We start from the raw sequence: 22425 nt of genomic DNA on the forward strand, positions 1-22425 counted from the left end.
CCTCTTCGTGAGCGTTATTGAGTTTTTAGCTGGCCGGCGGGCGGCACACTGCAGGCGCGCCAGGTCGGATACAGGCCGGCCAGGATAGTACTGATTACCGCCAGACCAATTGCCAGCGCGATCATGTTCGGATCCAGGCTGGTCAGGCCGTTAATCTGGTCGCCGTACAGTCCGTTAATGCCTTTCAGGCCAAGCCATGCCAGGATAAGGCCAAGCAAGCCGCCCGCTGCGCCTATCAGCCCCGCCTCAATCAAATGCTGGGCAAATAAGGTGCGCCGGCTGGCACCGACCGCGCGGCGCAGAGCAATCTCGCCGGTACGTCCGATAAACTTAGCCAGCAGCAGTGCGACCGTGTTCAGCAGGCAGACGATCAGGAACATCAGTGCCATATACATCATCATTCGCGCGTCTTCCGCCACCACTTCCTGGTTCTCCATCCAGTCCATGACGTTGCTCAGGCGGTTATTCGTTTCGCGCGGAAAGCGGCCAAGTTTCTTTTGCTCGGCAACGTAGTTGTCGAGAAATGCCAGATACTCATATTGGTCATCGGGATCTTCAAATTCCACCCAGAATTGCGAGTTCACACACTCAGACTGCAGGAATGCCTGAAAGGTATCCTCAGATACGGGCTGCCAGCAGTTATTGTTACCTGTGCTTGGCAGTTCGAGGCTTTCTTTAAGCGAGTAGGGAACGTACAAATCTTCCGGCAAATTAAACGCCCCAGTACTGAGGTCAAAGAATTTTGGCCGGGGATGCCAGTCATCAAGTACGCCCACCACCTGGTACGAGCGTCCTTCCATGACGAGGTTTTCACCAACCGAATTTACCCCTCCGAACACTTCGTCATTGGTCGCTTTGCTCAGTACCACCACCAGTCTGCGATCCAGATCATCATTGGCGGTCCAGCCGCTGCCGTACAGGAAGGGCACATCGAACATCGGAAAGAAGTCGGCATAGGCCATTCTTACACGCGTTACAAAAGGCTTCTGCTCTGGTCGGTTCGGCTCAACAATTAGCGTGGACTGGCCCATGGCGGACTGCCGGAAAGCTTTGCCGGCGGCCATCAAGTTTGTGGCCTCGAGCCAGGTTACCTGATCGGGCGGCTCATTAGGTTCCTGATAGGGGCTGTTGGGATCCCAGTTATCCAGCTGCACATAGAACAGGCGGTCACTCTTGTGTGGAATCGGATCCGCCGACATCAGGTAATTGACGGTAATGGTGGTCATAGCGGCGCCAATACCCAGGCCGATGGCGGTAATCATCAGGCTGGTCAGCAGGATGTTTTTGCGCAGGCTCAGCATGGCTAAGCGGAGATAGTAAATAAACATGGTTATATGCTCCCGGTGCTTAGCCTACTTGCGCGGTTTTGTGTAACAGTTCGCTGGCATCAGCATTACTGGTCACTTCAGATACCCGGCCGTCACGTACAAAGATATTGCGCTGGGCGCGCTGGGCCAGCAGCGGGTCATGGGTAACCATCACCACTGTGGTGCCCTCTTTGTTTATCTGTTCAAGCAGATCCATGACACTGTTGGCCATCTGGGTGTCGAGGTTACCGGTTGGTTCATCGGCCAGCAGGAACCGTGGCTGACCAGCCAGCGCGCGAGCGATCGCTACCCGTTGTTGTTGCCCACCGGAGAGCTGCGAAGGTAAATGCCGCATGCGGCTGGCCAGGCCAACCACCTCCAGGGCTTCTTCGATGCGGCGCTTACGTTCGGCCGCGTTGAAGCGGCGATAACGCAGGGGCACATCAACGTTATCGAACAGATTGAGATCAGGTAGCAGGTTGAAGCTTTGAAAGATAAAACCGATTTTTTCATTGCGCAGTCTGGCCAGCTGGCTGTCAGACAGTCCTTTAACGCTTTGTCCGTCCAGCAGATAATCGCCGTCGTCGAAGGTTTCCAGCAGACCGGCCACATTAAGGAAAGTGGTTTTCCCCGAGCCCGATGGACCAGTGACAGCAACGAAGTCGCCTTCTTCAACATGCAGGGTAAAGTCACGCAACGCATGGGTTTCAACAACATCGGTGCGGAAAACTTTGCTGATATTATTCATTTTTAGCATAGTACTGTGCCTTTTTTTTAGTTAGTTATACGCACCGTCTCGGCATTGCCGAAAGGCTCGATATTAGAAACAATAATTTGATCGCCGGCGGTGAGGCCGCTGAGAATTTCAACGGAGCTTAGACTGGTCACGCCGGTTTCAATGGTGGTTCGTGTAGCAATACCGTCACGCACTACATAGGCGATACGACCGCCACCGCTTTCCAGGAACTGGCCGCGATTGACGGACAGGACATTATTTTTTTGATCGAGAATGACCCGGGTCGTCAACCGCTGATTCTGCCGCAGTGCCGGGGGCATGCCATCGGTGAAGCGCACGTTACCCACCACCTGATTGTCGCGAATCTCCGGTGAAATCGAGATCAGCTGCGCCGCATAGGTCTGGCCGGAATAATTGATTTCTGCAGCCATACCGATAGCGAGGTCATCGGCATAAGTTTCCGGGATGGCAATTTCTACTTCGAAGGCGCTCAGATCGACCACACTCAGGACGGCCTGGTTACGTGCCACCTGGTTCTTTTGGTCAAGCTCCCGGTTACCAACCAGTCCGTTGACAGGTGACAGGATATTCAGCGCATCAACCTGCCGCTGCAAGTCTGCAACCAGGGCCTGCTGCCGATTGACCTCTAGTTCACGGGTTTGCAGTTCAAACACCTGGGTATCCGCCTCAAGCTCAGCATCGGCTACGGCGTGGTCATAGATGAGGCGCGCGGTTTCGAGGTCGTCCTGGGCTTTTTCATAATCAATCTGGCTAACTGCCTGAGCGGCCCAGGCATCATCAGCGCGGCGTTTTTCGCGCTCGGCGGCAACGTAGGTTACTTTGGCCATGTCGATGTCACGTTGCGTCTCAAGCTTCGCCTTACGGGTCTGAATGTGCTGGCGCTCAAGCGCTACCGCCGCACTATCGAGTGAAGCTTGTTCCTGTTCCAGCCGGCTCTGTAGCTCAGGGCTGTCGATACTGACCAGCAGCTGACCGAGTGTAACCTCATCGCCGGCATCGACGTGATAGGTGACGGTACCTTCAGCCGGACTGTATAACGTCGGGCTGATTGCTGCGATGACGCGGCCCTGAATCGATAGATCACGCACCAGATCGCCTTGCACCACAGTGGCGATGCGCAGTCGATCCTGAGGTACGGATACTTCGGCTTTCGCCCAGCGGTTAACGATTGGCAGCGTCACAGCGATAAGGACGACCAGCACGCTGGCACTTACAATTAATTTCCAATAGCTACGACGCGGTGCTTCACGCACCACGTCCTGACCACTGGTGTCAGCAATTTTAGTCACGGTTTAGGATCTCGCTATTTATTGAAGTTGTTGTGCTGGTTATAGTCGCGCGAGAACGCTGAAAGGTTTACTGAGGAATTGTAAGAAATAGCCGGAGACTTGTAAGGGAATGTATTGGAATGTGGATAGCCGTTACAATTAACGGCTATCCTCAGCTAAACCGGGTTAACCGAATACCAGGAATAACTCATCGTTCAGCCACAAATGAGAGAGTACCGCTGCCACGTAACCAAGAAAAATGACTGGCGTCCACTTCAGGTGGCTGGCAAAGGTGTAGGAGCCGCGAGCCTGACCCATTAAGGCAACCCCGGCCGCCGAACCGATTGATAGCAGGCTACCACCGGTGCCGGCCGTAAGCGTAATCAACAGCCACTGGCCATGGGACATTTCCGGTTGCATCGACAGCACCGCAAACATAACAGGAATGTTATCGATAACCGCCGACATCAGACCCAATGCAATATTGGCGTACGTAGGGCTCCAGTCGGTATAAAGCGTCTCTGACAGTAACGACAGGTAACCCATAAAACCGAGGCCACCAACGCAGATAACGATACCGTAAAAAAATAACAGGGTATCCCACTCCGCGCGCTGCACCCGGTTGAACACATCGAAGGGGACTACGCTACCTAGCCGTTTTAGTCGCTCCATGTCGCCGGCTCGCTCGGCCATCGCCCGCTTACGGGCCAGTGAGCCGGGCAGGGTCATGCGCAGGTAGTAACCAAAGAACTGCAGATACCCCAAGCCCATCATCATGCCCAGAACCGGGGGTAAATGCAGGAAGGTATGACAGGCAACGGCAGTGGCAATGGTCGCCAGAAATAAAAAGGTAATCCGCAAGGCACCCCGTTTGAGTTCAACCTGCTCATACACGGCGCTGGGTTTCCGGTTCTCGATAAACAGGCTCATAATAACGGCCGGTACCAGATAATTCAGCAAGGAAGGTACGAACAGCACCAGGAACTCCTGGAACTCCACGATGCCGGCCTGCCACACCATCAGGGTGGTGATATCACCGAAGGGGCTGAAGGCACCGCCTGCGTTAGCCGCGATCACAATACCTACGCAGGAGAGGCTGATAAACTTTTTGTCACCATCCGCTACTTTCATCACCACAGCGCACATCAGCAGCGCGGTCGTCAGGTTATCCGCGATAGGCGAAATAACAAAGGCAAGGCCGCCGGACAGCCAGAACAGCTGGCGATAACTGAAGCCCTTGCGCACCATCCACGAGCGTAGCGCGTCAAATAGCCGGCGTTCTTCCAGGGCGTTGATGTAGGTCATGGCCACCAGCAGGAATAGCATGAGTTCAGCGAACTCCAGCAGATTGTGCCGGAAAGCATCTTCGGCAAGCGTCGGCAGGCCCTGGTCGATATAGACCCAGCCAATCATCATCCAGATCAGGCCGGCAGCCACCAGTACCGGCTTGGACTTGCGCATATGGATCTTTTCTTCGGCCATCACCAGCATGTAGGCGATGGTAAAGATAATAATGGCGACAATACCGACAGTAGCAGTTGTTAAATCAAGCGGACCGGCAGCGGCAGACGCGGCCGGAGAGAAGAGCATTAAACCAGGCAGAACCAGCAGCAGCTTCCACATGCGCAGATATTCCCCGTTATTAGTAAAAGTTAACGACAAAGGTTGAGGAGTTGTTAAGAACGCGCGAATACTAGCATGAAAAAGACCGTCAGGGATCCATCCCTGACGGTCTTTTTAGCAGTTTTGATGAGGTATCCCTACGGAGGTATCAGGCCGTGGGCTTAAATTGTTGCTCTTCGGTTGAGCCGGTGAGTGCGGTAACCGATGACGCACCACCCTGAATGGCATTGGTGACATCGTCAAAATAGCCTGTGCCGACTTCCTGCTGATGCGCCACGAAGGTATAGCCCCGCTCAGCGGCAGCAAACTCCTGCTGCTGCAATTTCACATAGGCTGACATGTCGTTACGGGCATAATCATGAGCCAGCTCAAACATGTGGTACCACATGTTATGCACACCAGCGAGGGTGATGAACTGGAACTTATATCCCATAGCTGCCAGTTCGGACTGGAATTTAGCGATGGTCGCGTCATCAAGATTGCGCTTCCAGTTAAACGAAGGTGAGCAGTTATAAGCCAGCAGTTTGCCGGGATATCTGGCATGAATCGCCTCGGCAAACTGCCGCGCTTCATCAAGATCGGGCTTCGCCGTTTCGCACCACAGCAGATCGGCATAGGGCGCGTAAGCCAGGCCGCGGGAGATTGCCTGCTCAATACCAGCAGTGACCCGATAGAAGCCTTCAGCGGTGCGCTCGCCGGTACAGAACGGCAAATCATTCGCATCGACATCTGAGGTTAATAAATCGGCAGCGTTGGCATCGGTGCGGGCCAGGATCAAGGTCGGTACGCCGGCAACATCGGCCGCCAGGCGCGCGGCAATGAGTTTCTGTACGGCTTCCTGGGTCGGCACCAGTACCTTTCCGCCCATGTGGCCACATTTCTTCACCGACGCCAGTTGATCTTCAAAATGTACGCCGGCAGCGCCAGCCCGAATCATGCTATGCATGAGTTCATAGGCATTCAGTACGCCACCAAAACCAGCCTCCGCGTCGGCAATAATGGGCGCGAAATAGTCGATGTAGCCTTCCTGATCCGGAGTAAGGCCCTTTGACCACTGGATCTGATCGGCACGGGCAAAAGAACTGTTGATCCGTTGCACCACTGCAGGGACCGAATCGACCGGGTAAAGGGACTGATCGGGATACATACTCATGGCGCTGTTATTGTCTGCAGCGACCTGCCAGCCTGACAGATAAATAGCCTGCAGACCGGCTTTAACTTGCTGTACCGCCTGGCCACCGGTGAGCGCGCCAAGAGCGTTGACATAGTCTTTACCAAACTTGTTCCGTGCCTCGCCGTGCAGTAAGCGCCAGACTTTTTCAGCGCCGCGGCGGGCGTAGGTGGCTTCCGGTTGCAGGCTGCCTCGCAGTTTCACCACATCAAGCGCGGAATAGGTTCGTTCAACGCCAGCCCAGCGAGGGTTCTGCTGCCAGTCGTTCTGAAGCTTCTGTGCCGCTTCGGCCTGGGTAATCGATATAGTTGTCATGGGTATGGTCCTGTTAGTTAGGTAGAGCTACATTCGGTATGGCTACTACAGCAGGTCGTAGCCGGGTAGAGTTATGAATTCGATTAGGTCGTCAGCGGTGGTGATTTGCTCCAGCAGATCAGCCGCAGTTTCGAACTGTTCGGCCTGCCAGCGCTGTTCACCGACTTCGGCGCGCACCACTGTGACTTCGTCCTGCAGATAGTGGCGGAACAGCTCTTTGGTCACCACAGCGCCGTTGTCCAGCGTCTTCTGATGCTTAATCCACTGCCAGATAGAGGTGCGGGAGATTTCCGCCGTTGCTGCATCCTCCATCAGGCCATAAATAGGCACACAGCCCTTGCCGGAAATCCAGGCGGCCAGGTATTGCAGCGCCACCCGGATATTGGTGCGCATACCGGCTTCGGTGCGGGGGCCGGGGCAGGGCTCCAGCAGGTCGCTGGCGGTGATTGGGGCGTCCTGTTCGCGTAACTCATGCAGCTGATTGTCACCTTGCAGGCCGTCGACAAATACTTCCCGCACCGTCGCAGCCAGCCCTGGATGGGCTATCCAGGTGCCATCGTGGCCGTTGGCGCGTTCAAGTTCTTTATCGGCGCGGACTTTCGCCAGAATACGGCGATTTTCTTCAGGGTCTTTGCTCGGGATAAAGGCGGCCATACCGCCCATAGCCAGTGCGCCGCGGCGGTGGCAGGTTTTTACCAACAGGCGTGAATAGGCGTTCAGAAAACCTTTATCCATGGTCACCACCTGGCGATCAGGCAGCACCCGATCCGGATGATTCTTAAGGGTCTTGATGTAGCTGAAAATATAGTCCCAGCGACCGCAGTTCAGTGCTGCTATATGCTGGCGCAGAGCATGCAAAATTTCATGCATCTGAAACACCGCCGGCAGGGTTTCGATAAGCACGGTGGCCCGAATGGTACTGCGCGGTAGCCCGAAGTAATCTTCGGTGAAGGTGCATACATCTGCCCACCATTTTGCCTCGGCGTGATGTTCGAGTTTTGGCAGGTAGTAGTAGACCCCGGTTTTCCGGCTCAGCCGCTGTTGATAGTTGAGATAAAAATAAAGGGCAAAATCAAGCAGGGCGCCGGGGATGAGCTCGCCATCGACGAGAATATGCTTTTCCGGAAGATGCAGGCCGCGCACCCGGGCGATAAGCAAAGCGGGATCGCTTTCCACTTTGTAGTATTTGCCGCTGTCGGGATCGGTGTAGTCCATGTTGGCGCCGGCGTTGTCATTAGCGTCCCGCAGGTTTCTCTGGCCATTTATCAGGCCTTCCCAGGTCGGTGATTGGGAATCTTCGAAATCAGCCATGTAGCAGTCAACATTGGCGTTGAGCGCGTTAATAACCATTTTACGATCCACCGGACCGGTAATTTCCAGCCGCCGACGGGTTAAATCATGTGGCAATGGCGCAATCTGCCAGTCTGATTCACGAATGGTGCTGGTGGCAGGATCAAAATCTGGCAATGCGCCCGCATCAATAGCAGCCTGACGTTCGCCGCGATCGGTGAGTAGTTGTTGCAGCTGTGGCCGGAACCGGCGCACCAGGGTGACCAGGAACTCCTGGGCGGGCACAGTAAATAGTTCTTGTGTCAGCCGGTCCGGGTTGGGCATAGTGAGTCCATTGACGAATTTAGAAGTGGTCATAACCTGTCCATTTGTTGTTCGTGTGTTAATAAAAACAGACTAGGCCTGATCGCGTCCATTCTGTTAATTTATTATTTATATTCTTATCATTCATCAAGGTTATACCATGAGCGCATTACGAGTGATTTTTCTGTTGAGCCTGCTAGCGACTGTCACACCGGCGGTTGCCGAACCATTACCCTTAGCGGAACGGGCCGAAGTTGTTGATGAAATCCTGCAGGAGCGCATCAATAACCTGCTGCCGCAACTCATGCGCGATACCGATATCGATATGTGGGTATTGATTAGTCGTGAGTACAACGAAGATCCGGTGCTGCGCACTATGTTGCCGAGCGATTGGTTCTCGGCGCGCCGGCGGACCATACTGGTGTTGTTTGACCGGGGAATTGTGGACGGTACAGACCGTGGCGTCGAAGCGCTTGCGGTAGCCCGTTATGATGTCGGCGATATATTTAAGAAAGCCTGGGATCCGGAGCAGCAGCCCGATCAGTGGCAGCGGCTGGCGGCTATCATTAATGAGCGCAATCCGCAGCGCATAGGTATTAATCAGTCTGATTATTTTGCCCAGGCTGATGGCCTGGTGGCGACCGACAAAGAGCAACTGATGCAAAATCTGCCTGCAGCTATGCAGCAGCGGGTGGTCAGTGCCGAAAAACTGGCGATTCGCTGGCTGGAAACGCGGATCCCGGGCGAAATCCCTCATTACCGTAATGCCGTTGGTATCGCCCAGCAAATTATTGCTGATGGCTTTTCGGATGCGGTGGTCACACCCGGGATAACTACCACTACGGATATTGAATGGTGGATGCAGGAGCGTATTGCTGAGCTGAAGCTGAGTGCCTGGTTTCCTCCCACAGTCACGTTGCAACGCAAGGGTGAAGCTAACTCCCGCATGGCCGATGCGATTGTGCAGCCTGGTGATTTGCTACATGTCGATTTAGGTATTACCTATCTGCGGCTGAACACCGATACCCAGCAGCATGCTTATGTATTGCGGCAGGGCGAACAGGCAGCACCGGCTTCACTGCAACAGGCACTGAGCAACGGCAACCGGGTTCAGGACTATCTGACAGATGAGTTTGCGGTAGGCAGAACCGGAAATGAAATCTTCCTGGCGGCACTTGAAAAGGCCAAAGCGGCAGGCCTGCAGCCTTCAATTTATACCCATCCTATTGGCTATTATGGGCATGGCTCGGGGCCAACTATCGGCATGTGGGATAAGCAGCAGGCCATCCCGGTAACCGGGGATTACCCCATGTACGCGAACACCGCTTATTCGATTGAGCTGAATAACCGCACCTTCAGCGATGACTGGCAACAGGATGTAATGATTATGCTGGAAGAAGACACTATTTTCGACGGCAAGCAGGTGGATTACCTGCACGGCCGTCAGCAAGAGTTTCACTTAATCCGGGAGTGAACGACCCGACGGTAAAGCTTGCGTGAGAGCAGGCGCTTAAAGTACCAGGCTATACGGCCTTCGCGGTGTGGCAGTACATGTGAGCGCTTACTCTTAATGGCGGCGAAAATGGTTTCGGCCACGTCAGCGGCATTCAGCTTGCTGCTGGTCATCAGGCGTTCCAGTTTATCCTGCATCCCTTCGATGGTGGAGCGCATGCCCTGGCCGAGGTTGGTCTTGAAGAACGACGGACAAACCACAGTCACATAAATATTGTCTTTCGCGAGTTCATTTTCTAAGGTTTCCGACAGACTCACCACCGCCGCCTTCGACGCATTATAAGCGCTCATATTAGGCACATCGAGCAGGCCTGCCATGGACGCCACGTTCACAAAGTGGCCGTGACCCTGGCTCTGGAACAAGGGCGTAAATGCCTTACAACCACGAACCACGCCCAGTAAGTTGATATCCAGAATCCACTGCCAGTCGCCAATACTGGTGTCAGTGAGCTGACCCACCTGAGCCACACCGGCGTTGTTAACCACTACATCGACGCCGTCCCAGCGCTGCTGAAGCTCAGTTGCGACCGCTTCGATATCGCTGATGCGGGTGACATCGCAGGGCATAAAAAAAGCATCTTCTTGTAGTTTTGTCAGGCTGCCGATTACCGCTTCACCGCGCTCCTGATCGCGATCGCCAATGCAAACCTGCCAGCCGGCGCTGGCGCATCGTTGTGCCAGCGCGAAGCCAAGTCCGCTGGCACCACCGGTAATAAATATACGCTTTGATTGCATTGGCTTATTCTCTTAAATGATGTCGAATTGGATCTGATCACGGCCAGCGTTTTTACTCATATAGAGCAGCTGATCAGCCCTGGAGATTAACTGCAGATAAGCTAACTCAAAATCATTCTGCACGCTAATACAGCCAATACTTACGGTCATCGGAATAATTCGATCATCGATCCGACAACATGATTTGAGTTCTTTGCGGAACTGGTCAATGCGATCATTCAGGTTATCGGTCTGACCGGTCAGTAATACAGCGAATTCTTCGCCACCATAACGGGCAACTAAATCACTGTCGCGCTTGAAGTGTTGTTTAAGCAGATTGGCGACGCCAATGATACAGCGGTCACCCACCGGGTGGCCGAAATTGTCATTAATTGACTTAAAATAATCGATATCCATCAGCAGCATCGTGACCGGAATCTTATGACGCTGGCAATTCAGATAGACTTTCTTCGCCTGCTCATCGAAACTGCGCCGGTTGAGTAGTTGCGTCAGACCATCTTCGCGCGCCAGCTGTTCAAGCTTGACGTTCATTGCTTCCAGCGCTCTGGTTTTCTCTTCAACCTGAGTTTTTAGCTCCTGATTAAAGCTGACCATCAGGTTTCGGGCTTCCATCAGCTGGAAGGCAATAACCTGGACTTCGTCGGTCATGTCTTCGGTTTTTGGCTCAACGACCTCATCCGGACGCTTACCCAATTGCAGCGATAACGCCTCTAACGGACGGGTTATATTCTTGGCAAAGCGTTGAGCAATGACCAGGAATAAAACGCCAACAGCGAGTAGTCCCGTCAGCAGGATAATCATATTGCTGGTAAACAAGGCGGTAATGGTGCTGGGACTGGATAATACGTAGGTTCGCCAGCCTAACTCGTTAACATGGTAGGCAAATAGGAAATCCTGCCCGGACTGTCGGGTGAGTGGCAGCTCGCCGGTATAGACATTCAGCCGGGGTAAAGGGTCATACTCGCTTAGCGGCTCAAGATTAAGCTCGGGGGAGGCAAAAATAATATCCTGGTTTGCATCGGTAATAACCACGAACTGGGAGCTATCATCCAGATCGATCCGGTCGGCGAATTCCGCAAACTGGTATAAATCGAGAGAGGCTTCTACTACCCCCTGGAACTCACCGCTAAGGTACCAGGGCGAACTTACAGCGACTATTGGATGTTCGCCGAAGCCGCGGCCTTTGAATGCCGGCGATACATAAGATCTTTGACCGGTGCTTTTGGGAATTGCAAAGTAATCACGGTCAGCTACGGAACGTTCGTCGTGGGGGACATCTTCGATTACGGTGAATACCGAATCCGGGTGGCCGAACTGAAGCATACCTTCAGCATCGGTATAGAGCATAGTAATGAATCCGGGATAGTTTTCGTAGATGGTACGGACTAACTCTTGCCGGGCACTGTCAGTCTGCACCTGCTCGAAAGAGCGAGCCAGGCTCGCTAAAGCACTTTGATAGTGTTCGACGAAGTCCTGGGTCGCCAGATTAATGCGCTCGGATTTAGTCATGAGATCAGACTTAATATGGTTTTCAATCTGATCCGTCATGCGCGCTGTAAAAATAAGCCCGATCAGTAGTGACGGAATCACGGCACAGATCATTGAGAAATAAAAGATCCGCCCGGACAACCGCCGCGATGCTGAAGAGAGCTGCAATCGCAACCATTGCTTCGGTATAAAAGTAAGTACGCAAACAGCCAGCGAGGTATAAAGCAGACCATTTAGCAGCAGTTTCACATAAACAAGCAATAGAAAATCAGTTGGTAGCACTAAGGCCTGGGACAGATAGAAAAGCGCTATCGGCCCCCCTAGCAGCAGCCAGTAAATTAAATCACCAAGAAGCAGAACAATGCCTTTCCTGAACAGCCAGTAGAGCGCTAGCAGCTCTAAGATCAGCAGGATATAGAACGAATAATTATCGGTGTAAATGTAAAGCGCGGTACAGGATATTAGTGCGGCTACTATCGCCGGGGCCAGGCCGCGCCAGACCAGGCAGAGAATAACGAAAAATTGCCCCATATACAGGGCCACATTTCCGTAAAGCGTAAAAGAGAGGTAGAAATTAGCTATGGCAGCCGGTATGCCGAAAGCGATACCAGTCAGAATGACTTTACTCCAGGAAATAGCCGTCTGCTGCAAGGTGCTGCTTCTTATTGTTAGTGTAATAATATGAAAAACATATTAGCACAATATTTTAACGAAACACTAGTTCATCAAGTGCGTTTCAAAATAAAAAGCCCCGGCATCGTGAAGATGCCGGGGCTCTGTAAAGGCAATGCTGATTCAACTCTCATAATGGCCGGCCGCGTTAGCGACTTTCTTGGCCAGCTCGGGGTCTTTACACTTATCGGCAATGTCGCCGAGCGAGACAATTCCGACTAAATCTTTATCGGTTTTATTGTTCAGAACTAACAGGCGCTGAACCTTCTGTTCTTTCATATTCTGAACAACATCTTCGATTTCGACGTCCTGATAGGTATAAAGTACCTTTTCAGTCGCGATGCTACGGGCAAGATCGTCCGGATTTTTACCCTGAGCAAGCGCCCGCACAACGATATCTCGGTCGGTTAACACGCCAATGACTTTCTTTTTATCCGTCAGTGGCTCAAAGCCGGTATCGTTATTACGCATTGCTTGCGCTACTTCGCGAATAGTCGCGTTTTCTTTCAGGTACACCGGTTGAGTTGTCATAACTTCTCTGACTTGCATGATACGCCTCCTTTCTATGCTACGAATTAAAACCCGCCGGAAAGCTATCCTCCGACGACCAGCAATAGTCTGCGTGTACTAATAAGCCTAGTAGTCAGACCCGGAAATATCAAATCAACATCCGCAGCACGGCGTTTGGTTAAGCAGCCTCGAGCGTCGCCATATCAATCACAATCCGGTGCGCCACTTCGCCTTTCTCGAGGCGCTTTAAAGCATCGTTTATCTGATCCATACGAATCATTTCGCACTCCGGATGAATATCATGCTCAGCACAGAAATCGAGCACTTCCTGGGTTCTTGGAATGCCACCAATTAATGAGCCAGAAACGCCACGATTACCAAATACCATAGGCATGGTGTTCAGTTCGTTTACTGGGCCGACCTGGCCGACAATAACCAGGTTGCCGCCAATATCCAGTAGCGGCATATAAGGGTTGAGATCATGTTTGACCGGCACCGTATTAATAATCAGATCGAGACTGTTGGCGGCATCTTCCATCTGCTCTTCGTCGGTAGAAAGGAGTACCTTATCCGCACCTAACTTGTTGGCCGCGTCGATCTTGCCTTTTGAGTGCGTGAGCACTGTAACCTCAGCGCCCATGGCTTTCGCTAATTTAACCGCCATATGGCCAAGCCCGCCAAGGCCAATCACGCCAACCCGCGTGCCTTCCTCTACTTCAAAATCACGCAAGGGTGCGAAGGTAGTAATACCGGCACAGAGGATAGGCGCGGCGCGTTTCATATCTAACTTATCGGACACCGACAGCACAAACTCTTCGCGTACCACTATATGCTTTGAGTAGCCGCCATAAGTGATATTACCGTTGATACGATCGGGGCTGTTATAGGTTTGCGTCATGCCTTCGCGGCAGAACTGTTCGTCACCATGTTCACACTGATCACATTGCTGGCAGCTGTCGACCATGCAACCAACCGCGACATTGTCGCCAACTTTATAGTTTTTGACATCTTTGCCGACATCAATGACCTTGCCGACAATCTCATGTCCGGGGACCATCGGATATTGACTCATGCCCCAGTCATTATGTAGCTGGTGGAGATCGGAGTGACAGATGCCGGTGTACAGAATCTCAATTGCAACGTCATTGTCGCGCAAATCGCGGCGCTCGAAATGGAACGGCGCTAAGTCATCCTGTGCTGAATGCGCTGCATATCCTACGGTTTTCATAAACTCTCCTTTACTGAATTCAAAGACCTTCGGTCAGATTTTCAGTAAGTCTAGCTTGCCATGCGAAATCTGCTTAATGGTTTTCCCGATAGAGGCAATTGATGTGGTGAATCATGGTAAGGCGGAAATGAAAAAAGCCCCGCTATTGCTAGCGAGGCTTTCTCAATAATGGTGCCAGAGGCGGAGTCTATTTACGCGTTAAAGCTTATGAATTATTAGGTTTTTTTGATTTCGTTATTAGGCCGGTGTTTCAACCAGTGTGTCATTAGCTTGGGGTTACCGGTGTTTGAGATAGTAGTTGTTCCCCTTTGCGCTAAACTAGTGCTCAGGGGCAATGCGTGTAAGGTCGCAATAGTTAAGCTAAGGTGCTGCAATCAGAAATCCTAAGATCGGATTCAGCATCATTTTCTAAGCGATCTGTTTAGCGGGGACAAGATCCGTTTCGCTTTCGATATGAAGCGCTCACCAAATGTTTGAGCTGGCGCTTCAGAAACAAAAATTTGCCCGTCTACCAGTTCCAGCAACAAATTAGTTCCCGGCTCCCATCCCAATCGGCGGAGTTCGTCCTCCGGCAGCTCAATCAACCCGTCGTCACCGTGTTCCTGAATGTATGTTTGATAGTTCATGTTTATCCTTCCCTGAAGCAAAAAAACGGATAGCTAAAATCTGTGCAAATTGGTGCTTTGCTTCTTATAGAGATTCTCAATGAGAATATCAAAAAAATGTCCATTTTTGTACGGGTTTTGTTCAAAATCCCTTCATTCAGTTCAATTTTTAAGCATTTCCGATCTGTGCAGGATCTGGGCGAAACCTGTGCAAATTACGAGGCTAAAGCGGCTAGATTTTTTGTGCTAGAATCTCGCGTTTTAAAATCGATCTTCAAAAATACTATGGCTCAATCTACCGCGACACCAGCAACAAAATTATTCTGCCTTTCAAGATTATTTAGGCATCATTCAGCGAATGCGGAAAGGCTCACAAGAGATATCGCTTACCACTTGACCGGACCGATAACAGTGCGTCTTCCCGCTTCACTATGTAAACGAGTATTTTATTCCGAATACACCCTCGGATTTATCGTTCATACGGGGAAAGACCAAGGCGAACCAGACACTTACGCTCAGTCAGAATATGAAGCCTCTCACCTAAATATCCGATCCAAGATAGATCGGGATGTACAGCTAAATGAATGGTTAATTGAGCCGCTTCATCCGCTGACACCGAAAGACGTAAAATTTAATGCTGCACAGCTTCTTTTGTTTCTATTTGGCCTGAGCACGGATCTGGTGTTGGAGCTAAGCTCGGACGACGAGTTTATGTATATAAAAACTGACCAGATCACAGCCAATGAGCTTCATGAGCATATAGATCTTCGCCAACATCTTGAGGGGCTTCCAGCAGCCTTATATAAATTTGTCGCGAGAAACGTCGATAAAAACCAGGCCTCAAAACTTAGGGATGAGTTAAAGGAAGGTTTTTTGGAAAAAGAACAGAACTTTTTTTCGGAGGACATGCAGTATCTTGCGTTCGATGAAGATGACTTCGCTGTTGCCGCAACTATATATGAAAGACTTAAAATCAGAGCCATTGTTTCTGACCAAATCGCTTGGGCTTTCACAAAATCTATCGTGAAACAAAAAAAAACTACCCACGAGTCCAGAGCTCACGTCTTTGGTAAGTGAGATGCACCGTAAAGGCCAGCTCAGTTACCAGCATTTTTCCGAGCAGATCGACACGCGCACCGGAAGCAGAGACGTAAAAAAGTTTATCGTGGACCACCTATACCGTAGGTTGTTTGCTTTTAGTGGTTAAATACTACAGATACACCGCCTCGACCGCGTATAGAAAAAAGCAACCGAATGCCGTTACTCTCGGATACGGTTTAGTAAGCATGAGAGGCTATCAGCTGGGGGCTTATTTCTCAATTATGCTAGGGACAAAGCATAGCGCCGGCCATTAGTTAGAGGGATCCGGCGTTGCTGGTCATCCATTTTTACCTCAGACTAGCTAAATTTAAGAGGCTGCTTCTTTTATTTTATCCCGCAAGTTCTTCAAGTTATCACCTCGAGAAGCCCATTCCAGAAGACTCTGTTTTGATCTCGAATCATGTGCCGCAGCACAGGCATGATTCAAAATATCAATTGCGGCTGCAGTAGCACCGTTATTGTCCGATAAAGCTCCGCAATAGCTATACACGTTCGCTGGGTTATCGCTCATTATGTTTTCTCCTTTGAAAATACCATGAAATTTCTATAGTAGCCCTTACCACTCTCTTGCTTTGGCATTACCTGACAGACAGACAGACTTTTTCGCCCTGACGGCCTGACCGATTAATCAGCCAGCTCTACCGATGTATGGCGATACGTCGCAGATTAATACTTCATCCTTTTTAATCTCATAATAGTCCCGGACACGGGTAATACCTTTACCGTATTTCGCTCGAATTTGTGACATGATATTTGGACGCCGGCTGAGAACGCTACTAAGTGCTCGGCCCCCAGTTAAAAACTTAAGGGGGTACTCCGTGCCCACAACGTAGAGATATTTTCTTTTGTGGGTTTCGTGCTCGGCCAACTCATAAAAGTCCTTGAATATGCCATTCTGTCTAACAGTGTCAGCCCCACCTCGCCAGTCAATAAACTTATATTCGGCAATACGCATATTTGTCTCAAGATCAAATTGCCTGCCAGTATTACCCGCCCCTAAAGAAACGCTTTCGACTTTTTCTCCAGGTTCAAGAAGCTCTGAAAGAGAGCAAAGAATCCCAGCAGCATGCATGATGACGTTAATTTGCCCGACCACACGCTTAACCAGCAGAGCGGAATTTATCAGCGCACCGTCAATGCCTCTTGCAGCGCAGAACCCATCTATGCCCTCTACACCTAGTCCCAGAATATTTCGCTCTATTTCCGAAAGACTCGAGGTTAACGACTCTCCTTCGAATTCACGTAACGCTTGAAGTGCGTTCTCAACATTCATACCTGTATCGCCCAGCAATATTAGCAGTCCAAATTCGAAGGCGACGCTTAGCAAGCTCTAATAACTATTTTTTGTCAAAAGCAGTCGTTAATAGTCACTTATAGCCAGCACGAGTCTCTTCAACATTTTTTCAAAGTATACCACTCACTCCGCTAACGCAACTGTGCTTTCATAGCTCTAAACCCTCCGGTGCTTTGCGCTCTGGTCTTCGAAACCCCTATCGGTAAAGGTTTTTAAGCATATGAGATAGTTTGGAATTTGGGATCTTATGGGATCGTATGGGGTTAGTAGGTGTTTCTCGGGGCTTCTTGGGTGACTTACCCAAATGTCTTCGATGCCGGTGTAGTCTCCCTCCCGTCGACAAATTAATTCACTCACAAGGAGACATTATATGAATCAAGTAATACTGCAGCCACAGCTTGTAAAAATGTTGGGTATCAGCCGAAGCACGCTTCACAAACTTAGGGTAAATAACGAAATACCCGCGCCCAGAGTTATATCGTCAAGGTGTGTCGGATGGCTGCAGAGCGAGATAGACGAATGGCTCGAATCAAGGCCTCGTGCGACAGGTTTTTCTGATTTTTGTGACTCCTAAAAAGTACGGAAATTTTGGTATGTACTCGTTTACATACCAAATTGCCGGGAGCCCTTGATATTCGTGGGTCCGATTTGCTTCGGATCCTTAGTAAATTCACGTGTTAACCAGTATATCCCTTATTAACCTGTTATTAAGCCTTAAGGGGTAAGAATTGAGCTGGCGCACTTATACAAACGGAAAGTAGTAATATGAGCATTGACAACCTAATCGCCTCAGTTAAATCACGTCAAAACACTCGAGGCGTCACATCCAGAAAAGAGCTGCAACCAGCACCTATTATTGAGCAGCACCTGAATAAAATCCGGAGCAAAAGAGACCGGTTAGCGTACAACCTCGTGCTCTCCTGGCACAAAAACAATGAGGCTGTTAAGTCCAAGTTGTTGGAAAAAAACACTCTCAGCTACATGGACCTTCTGTTGGTGCTTAACCATGAGTATTCCTTAGCTCAGGAAATTACGATAGACAGAAGCATTTTATTTGAACGTCTTGAACACGCGATCGTTAAAGCGGAAGTTGAGGTTGTTTACGGAGAGCTCTGGAAATTAGCTTATCACAATGAGATTAAAGCCCGGCTCAACAACTGTGTGGAGCTAGCGCCAGCAGGGCCTGCAGCCGTTAATCAGCCGATTAAGGGTGAAGACGGCCGTTATCGTAACGAAAAGCTTCGGGCATGTTTCAGTCAAATGTATGGGGTAGCCATGGACAAAGGCTTAATGCTTGGTTCAGTCACGATAAATCTAAACGAGAAATATATAGATAAGATTTATGAGCAGAAATCGGTGGTGCCGGTAAAGGATGCTTTAAGGTATCGTCTCGATGCCTTTCTGCCGGCTAATACTCCCAATCGTGCATTTGTATTTGAGATAGCCGGAGAGCGGGGGATTCATCTACATGGTTTTGTTCTTTTCGAGCGCCAAGATGAGACCGCGCTGCGGAAGAGTCTCCGGAAGCTTGGAACGTCTAATCCTAACAGCGTTATGATTAAGACGTCCCACGAGAGCTACAGGCAGCCGGCTCTATATGAGTTGATGCAAGCGTTCGAAGAATACGGTCGAGATGTCTTATGGACGCAGGTGCGTCAAAGAACATCGCTAACGGTTGGGGCTGCGGACTACCTTTCTAAAGATTTAGGAAAGCGAACTTTACCCGGAGGACAACCCTCTCGAGTACTGACTAACAGCGGTGACAAAATCCCCGGCATGTCTTTTGAGGATTTTTACTTCGCCAGGAAAGGGCTTATTGACTGCTTAGTTAGTAAGGTTCGTAATGACTGGGAGACTGGAGACCAAGACGCCATGATCTCTGCTTTGGTTCAAAACTCTAAAGGGTTGAGCAACGTTCAGCGCTTGTTTACTAGCCCGGAGCTAGAGTACTTGAGAGAAGAGCCTTAGTCTGAAGCAGAGTCCTAGAAAAAAGTGGGGCATCCGACCCGGGTGCCTCACAAAAAATGTCATCATCAACCTTTGCTTCTTATACCCCTTAAATTCTTATACGGCTAAAACGCTCTGTATCGCTTCATATCAAATCAAATAATCAACTAGCGGTGGTTTGTCGATTTGAAACCAATATGACGACTTGTGGCCATTCTGCGGCTATATAACCATATTCCTCTACTGTTTAGTTCTGGGATTCCCCTGGCAGCTGAAAAGAGCTGTAGGTGAGTGGACGAATAATTTTCGGAAACGTTGATCGGGCTGCGAAAAGGAAAAAGGCCGACCCAGCCGCAAGGTAGCAATGACCAGTTAGCAAATAAAGTTCGCGACGGCAGGGCGCAAATAGCCTTTCGTTTGGCGTTATCTTTAAGCAAAATTTATACGGGTCAAATATCTTACTGTAAATTGTCTATTTTTTGTGCAAAATAAGGCTATTAACTCTATTTCTAATAAATTATAAGATACATAAAGGGATTTTTTCGATGACTAAAGGTGCAACTTTTCATAGAGGTGATTTACATATACATAGCTTTGGGGAAAAAGGCTCATATGATGTTATTGATACAGATATGACGCCTGAAAAAATACTGGCGAAAGCTATTGAGAAGAACCTTTCGATTATAAGTATTACAGATCATAATCAAATAGCTAACTCAGTATTAGCACTGAAACTTTCTGAGAAGTTAAACGTTTTGGTTATACCTGGTATCGAGGTATCAACCAGCCAAGGGCATTTACTCGCGTACTTCCCTAACGAAAGAAGCTTGGAAGACTTTTACGGGAAGTTGACATTTGATGCAGAGAGAAAGTTTTGCTCGCAAACTATTTATGACTGTATGGAGCAGGTTGATAAATACGGCGGCTTTGGAATTCTAGCACATATTGAAGTAAGTTCAGGATTCGAAAAGAGCATACCAAAATTCAATCAAATCTTTGACCGTGCTTTTGAGCATAAAGCTATCCTCGGTCTCGAAATAACGGATCAGAACTCAGTCAATCACTACACTGAATTTGACGACTGTCATGAACGAAGAAATGCGACGTTGAGAAGAAACTCCACTTTAGGGCTGCCGCCAAATCATAAACTTGCAAAGATCATGTCATCTGATGCCCACAGTATGAACGCATTCGGGAAAAATGCCTCCGGTGCTGAACGTCTGACACGCTTTAAAATGGACGAAATGAGTTTTGACAGTTTAAGGATTGCGCTCCAAATTCACGATTCTAGAGTTCGCCTAGAGGATGAGGTGCCGGAGACGTTACCTCGTTTTAAGAAAATTAGGGCTTGGGGAGGGATACTTGATGGTGTCACCCTTGATCTTAGCAACAATATGAATTGCATTATCGGTGGCCGGGGTACCGGGAAGTCTACACTTCTACTTGCGCTTCAAGAAGCTTCAAACAATGAGATTACTTCTCCGATAAAAAGGAGCAGCGCATGGCCAAGTAAGATCGAACTTCAATACGAAGATGATACGGGACGCGAGTTCGATTTTATACTTGAGCATGGCACCCTAAAATGTTTTAGAGAAGGGCAAGAGCAAGATCTATTTCGCGTACCGGTAGAGTCTTATAGCCAAGGATTTACGAACTTTGCCAATGACTTGGATATTGACCAGAAGGATACTAAATTACTTGGATTTCTCGACGGCTTTTTGGATATTAAGTACTTACAAAGTGAAGACGGTTCCAAAATAACGCAATTAGAAACTAACTTCGATGCTCTCCAGAGACTGACAGCCGAAATATCTCAAAGGCCAGCCGTTGAAAAAGAGCTTAGAGAACTTGTCCATAAACAGGAAGCTCACGAGCAGCAAAACGTAGGTGCGCTGATGAAAATTCATGGAAGCTTGGTAGAGGAAGAAGCATTAAGAAATGATATAGAATCGTCTCTCGCTGCCTTGAAGTCGGAATACCAAAAGCTGCTATCAAACAAAGACAAAATAGAACATATAATTAATACAGACCCCCGGAATGTGCGCATAGGGAGCGAACATTTAAAAAATGTAATTGATATTGTGAGTGAATTTTCCGTAACCGTCGATCATTTTCAAAACCAACTAAATATAGCGCTCGAAGAAAAGCTTAGCCGGCTTCGTCAAGAAATAACTGAGTGGCGAGCTAAGGAAAAAACTGCAAGACAGAAGATAGAGGTGGAAAAAGCAAGGTTAGATCAGCTGAAAATTCCTTACGACGAGGGTAAATATATTTCGCTAGTAAGCGATATAACAAGGCTTAAAAGACAGGCAACGGAGATAGAAAAGTCAGAAAAGGAATTAATTTGTGTAAAAAAAGAACGCACCGATCTTTACAGATCAAGGGTAGATCTTAAAAGAAGAATTGGTTCTAAGCGTTTAGCCTTTTGTACGCGCATAAAGCGCGACCTATCAAAGTCAGTCGACGGCATGCATGTGGATGCAAAAATTGGTCAAGGCTATATTTCATCTGAGTTTTCTGCGCTCTTAAAGCAAGTCATGAACTGGCATCGTTGGGAAAAAAGCAAAAAAATATCCGATAATATTAGCCCGCTGGACTTTTACCAAAAAATGAAGCGAAAGCAATATGATTTTCTCGATGGATTAGGCTTTAATCAGTCCGAAATCGAAGATATTGGCTCTAGAATGTCTGGGCTAGATCTAGAAAAGGTTTTATCACTATCCTTTGAAGAGCGGCCGCAGCTAACCGTAACTAGGTATGACGCAAAATCCGATACGCTCGATATTAAGGATATCAGTGAGCTTAGTTTAGGTCAGCAGCAATCGGTAATGCTTTCGATCTTAATTAAGTCGGATAGTTGTTTGCCCTTGATTGTCGATCAGCCCGAAGACAATTTAGACTCAGAATTTATATTCAATAGTGTTGTAACTAATTTGCGGCGATGTAAGGAGAATCGGCAAATAATTATTGTCACACATAATTCTAATATTGGTGTGCTAGGCGACGCCGAACTCGTGATTCCACTTATAGCATCTAATGATCGGTCATCAGTTGTCGCAGAAGGATCTATCGATAACAAAGAAACGCAGGATAAATGTTGCGAAATACTGGAAGGCGGTCGGCGAGCGTTCGAAACGCGCAAAAATATTTACGGGATATAATTAAGATTGATTAGAAGAATCACTGGCAGGCAGTAACTTTGCCGCTCTAGAGTTTCCAGTTAGTTTTAAGTTTCGATTAGAGGTTAACGCTAACTCGTCTCAGGTAATTTTTAATGTGAATAATTCGATGTGTTAATA

General features: G+C 49.2%; 18 protein-coding genes. 5 read left to right on the top strand and 13 right to left on the bottom strand.

All coding sequences use genetic code 11. The features are described from left to right. Positions 1–14: 14 nt before the first annotated feature. The 6 genes from IDSA_RS10895 to aceB all read right to left on the bottom strand — a co-directional run bounded on the left by IDSA_RS10895 (position 15) and on the right by aceB (position 8088). A complete protein-coding gene (locus tag IDSA_RS10895; protein WP_034776921.1) occupies positions 15–1328 on the bottom strand; it encodes an ABC transporter permease in 1314 nt (437 codons plus the stop codon). Between the two features lie 19 nt (positions 1329–1347). Beyond that, the gene (locus tag IDSA_RS10900) at positions 1348–2064 is read right to left on the bottom strand and encodes an ABC transporter ATP-binding protein (RefSeq protein WP_034776923.1); all 717 of its coding nucleotides are present in this window, start codon (positions 2062–2064) and stop codon (positions 1348–1350) included. Positions 2065–2081: 17 nt separating this feature from the next. Next, complete coding sequence (locus IDSA_RS10905; RefSeq protein WP_034776925.1) at positions 2082–3353, bottom strand: efflux RND transporter periplasmic adaptor subunit; 1272 nt, start codon at positions 3351–3353, stop codon at positions 2082–2084. Positions 3354–3518: 165 nt separating this feature from the next. Next, positions 3519–4955 carry a sodium:proton antiporter NhaD gene (nhaD, locus tag IDSA_RS10910; RefSeq protein WP_415752602.1) on the bottom strand — a complete coding sequence of 479 codons (1437 nt, stop codon included), beginning with the start codon at positions 4953–4955 and terminating at the stop codon, positions 3519–3521. A 148-nt stretch (positions 4956–5103) separates the two neighbouring features. After that, complete coding sequence (aceA, locus tag IDSA_RS10915) at positions 5104–6441, bottom strand: isocitrate lyase (RefSeq protein ID WP_232221303.1); 1338 nt, start codon at positions 6439–6441, stop codon at positions 5104–5106. Between the two features lie 45 nt (positions 6442–6486). Then, positions 6487–8088: a malate synthase A gene (gene aceB, locus IDSA_RS10920; RefSeq protein ID WP_034776927.1), complete on the bottom strand. Its 1602-nt coding sequence runs from the start codon at positions 8086–8088 to the stop codon at positions 6487–6489. A 106-nt stretch (positions 8089–8194) separates the two neighbouring features. Here aceB and IDSA_RS10925 point away from each other — a divergent pair, with 106 nt between their 5' ends. After that, positions 8195–9508, top strand: coding sequence for a M24 family metallopeptidase (locus tag IDSA_RS10925; RefSeq protein ID WP_034776929.1), 1314 nt, complete (start codon positions 8195–8197; stop codon positions 9506–9508). Here the strand turns inward: IDSA_RS10925 and IDSA_RS10930 are convergent. From IDSA_RS10930 to IDSA_RS12135, 5 genes are all read right to left on the bottom strand, one after another. Then, positions 9490–10281 carry an SDR family oxidoreductase gene (locus IDSA_RS10930; protein ID WP_034776931.1) on the bottom strand — a complete coding sequence of 264 codons (792 nt, stop codon included), beginning with the start codon at positions 10279–10281 and terminating at the stop codon, positions 9490–9492. The two genes, IDSA_RS10925 and IDSA_RS10930, sit on opposite strands and share 19 nt — an antisense overlap. Before the next feature lie 12 nt (positions 10282–10293). Then, positions 10294–12420, bottom strand: a complete 2127-nt coding sequence (locus tag IDSA_RS10935; RefSeq protein ID WP_034776933.1) for a sensor domain-containing diguanylate cyclase — start codon at positions 12418–12420, stop codon at positions 10294–10296. Between the two features lie 144 nt (positions 12421–12564). Continuing rightward, positions 12565–12990 (bottom strand): CBS domain-containing protein, encoded by a 426-nt coding sequence (locus IDSA_RS10940; protein WP_034776935.1) that lies wholly within the window; start codon positions 12988–12990, stop codon positions 12565–12567. A 139-nt stretch (positions 12991–13129) separates the two neighbouring features. Continuing rightward, positions 13130–14179 (bottom strand): NAD(P)-dependent alcohol dehydrogenase, encoded by a 1050-nt coding sequence (locus IDSA_RS10945; protein ID WP_034776937.1) that lies wholly within the window; start codon positions 14177–14179, stop codon positions 13130–13132. 401 nt (positions 14180–14580) lie between these two features. Further along, positions 14581–14805 (bottom strand): hypothetical protein, encoded by a 225-nt coding sequence (locus IDSA_RS12135; RefSeq protein WP_034776939.1) that lies wholly within the window; start codon positions 14803–14805, stop codon positions 14581–14583. A gap of 42 nt (positions 14806–14847) precedes the next feature. Here IDSA_RS12135 and IDSA_RS10955 point away from each other — a divergent pair, with 42 nt between their 5' ends. After that, positions 14848–15861, top strand: a complete 1014-nt coding sequence (locus IDSA_RS10955) for a hypothetical protein (RefSeq protein WP_034776941.1) — start codon at positions 14848–14850, stop codon at positions 15859–15861. A 331-nt stretch (positions 15862–16192) separates the two neighbouring features. Here the strand turns inward: IDSA_RS10955 and IDSA_RS10960 are convergent, their stop codons facing one another. After that, positions 16193–16396 carry a hypothetical protein gene (locus IDSA_RS10960; RefSeq protein ID WP_034776943.1) on the bottom strand — a complete coding sequence of 68 codons (204 nt, stop codon included), beginning with the start codon at positions 16394–16396 and terminating at the stop codon, positions 16193–16195. A gap of 117 nt (positions 16397–16513) precedes the next feature. Then, the gene (locus tag IDSA_RS10965; RefSeq protein WP_034776945.1) at positions 16514–17158 is read right to left on the bottom strand and encodes a hypothetical protein; all 645 of its coding nucleotides are present in this window, start codon (positions 17156–17158) and stop codon (positions 16514–16516) included. 391 nt (positions 17159–17549) lie between these two features. Here IDSA_RS10965 and IDSA_RS12300 point away from each other — a divergent pair, with 391 nt between their 5' ends. The 3 genes from IDSA_RS12300 to IDSA_RS10975 all read left to right on the top strand — a co-directional run bounded on the left by IDSA_RS12300 (position 17550) and on the right by IDSA_RS10975 (position 22287). Further along, complete coding sequence (locus IDSA_RS12300) at positions 17550–17753, top strand: helix-turn-helix transcriptional regulator (protein ID WP_084694121.1); 204 nt, start codon at positions 17550–17552, stop codon at positions 17751–17753. A 191-nt stretch (positions 17754–17944) separates the two neighbouring features. Continuing rightward, positions 17945–19147, top strand: coding sequence for a hypothetical protein (locus tag IDSA_RS10970; RefSeq protein WP_034776947.1), 1203 nt, complete (start codon positions 17945–17947; stop codon positions 19145–19147). Positions 19148–19671: 524 nt separating this feature from the next. Beyond that, entirely contained in the window at positions 19672–22287 is a 2616-nt protein-coding gene (locus tag IDSA_RS10975; RefSeq protein ID WP_034776949.1) for a TrlF family AAA-like ATPase, read from the top strand. Positions 22288–22425: the final 138 nt, after the last annotated feature.

Source organism: Pseudidiomarina salinarum (assembly GCF_000753715.1).
In the GTDB taxonomy this organism is placed as follows: domain Bacteria; phylum Pseudomonadota; class Gammaproteobacteria; order Enterobacterales; family Alteromonadaceae; genus Pseudidiomarina; species Pseudidiomarina salinarum.

Coding starts and splice junctions, on each gene's coding strand:
- IDSA_RS10895 (WP_034776921.1), bottom strand. CDS start 1,328: ATGTTTATTTACTATCTCCGCTTAGCCATGCTGAGCCTGCGCAAAAAC.
- nhaD (WP_415752602.1), bottom strand. CDS start 4,955: ATGTGGAAGCTGCTGCTGGTTCTGCCTGGTTTAATGCTCTTCTCTCCG.
- IDSA_RS10900 (WP_034776923.1), bottom strand. CDS start 2,064: ATGCTAAAAATGAATAATATCAGCAAAGTTTTCCGCACCGATGTTGTT.
- IDSA_RS12300 (WP_084694121.1), top strand. CDS start 17,550: ATGAATCAAGTAATACTGCAGCCACAGCTTGTAAAAATGTTGGGTATC.
- IDSA_RS10970 (WP_034776947.1), top strand. CDS start 17,945: ATGAGCATTGACAACCTAATCGCCTCAGTTAAATCACGTCAAAACACT.
- IDSA_RS10940 (WP_034776935.1), bottom strand. CDS start 12,990: ATGCAAGTCAGAGAAGTTATGACAACTCAACCGGTGTACCTGAAAGAA.
- aceA (WP_232221303.1), bottom strand. CDS start 6,441: ATGACAACTATATCGATTACCCAGGCCGAAGCGGCACAGAAGCTTCAG.
- IDSA_RS10930 (WP_034776931.1), bottom strand. CDS start 10,281: ATGCAATCAAAGCGTATATTTATTACCGGTGGTGCCAGCGGACTTGGC.
- IDSA_RS10960 (WP_034776943.1), bottom strand. CDS start 16,396: ATGAGCGATAACCCAGCGAACGTGTATAGCTATTGCGGAGCTTTATCG.
- IDSA_RS10925 (WP_034776929.1), top strand. CDS start 8,195: ATGAGCGCATTACGAGTGATTTTTCTGTTGAGCCTGCTAGCGACTGTC.
- IDSA_RS12135 (WP_034776939.1), bottom strand. CDS start 14,805: ATGAACTATCAAACATACATTCAGGAACACGGTGACGACGGGTTGATT.
- IDSA_RS10975 (WP_034776949.1), top strand. CDS start 19,672: ATGACTAAAGGTGCAACTTTTCATAGAGGTGATTTACATATACATAGC.
- IDSA_RS10965 (WP_034776945.1), bottom strand. CDS start 17,158: ATGAATGTTGAGAACGCACTTCAAGCGTTACGTGAATTCGAAGGAGAG.
- IDSA_RS10945 (WP_034776937.1), bottom strand. CDS start 14,179: ATGAAAACCGTAGGATATGCAGCGCATTCAGCACAGGATGACTTAGCG.
- aceB (WP_034776927.1), bottom strand. CDS start 8,088: ATGACCACTTCTAAATTCGTCAATGGACTCACTATGCCCAACCCGGAC.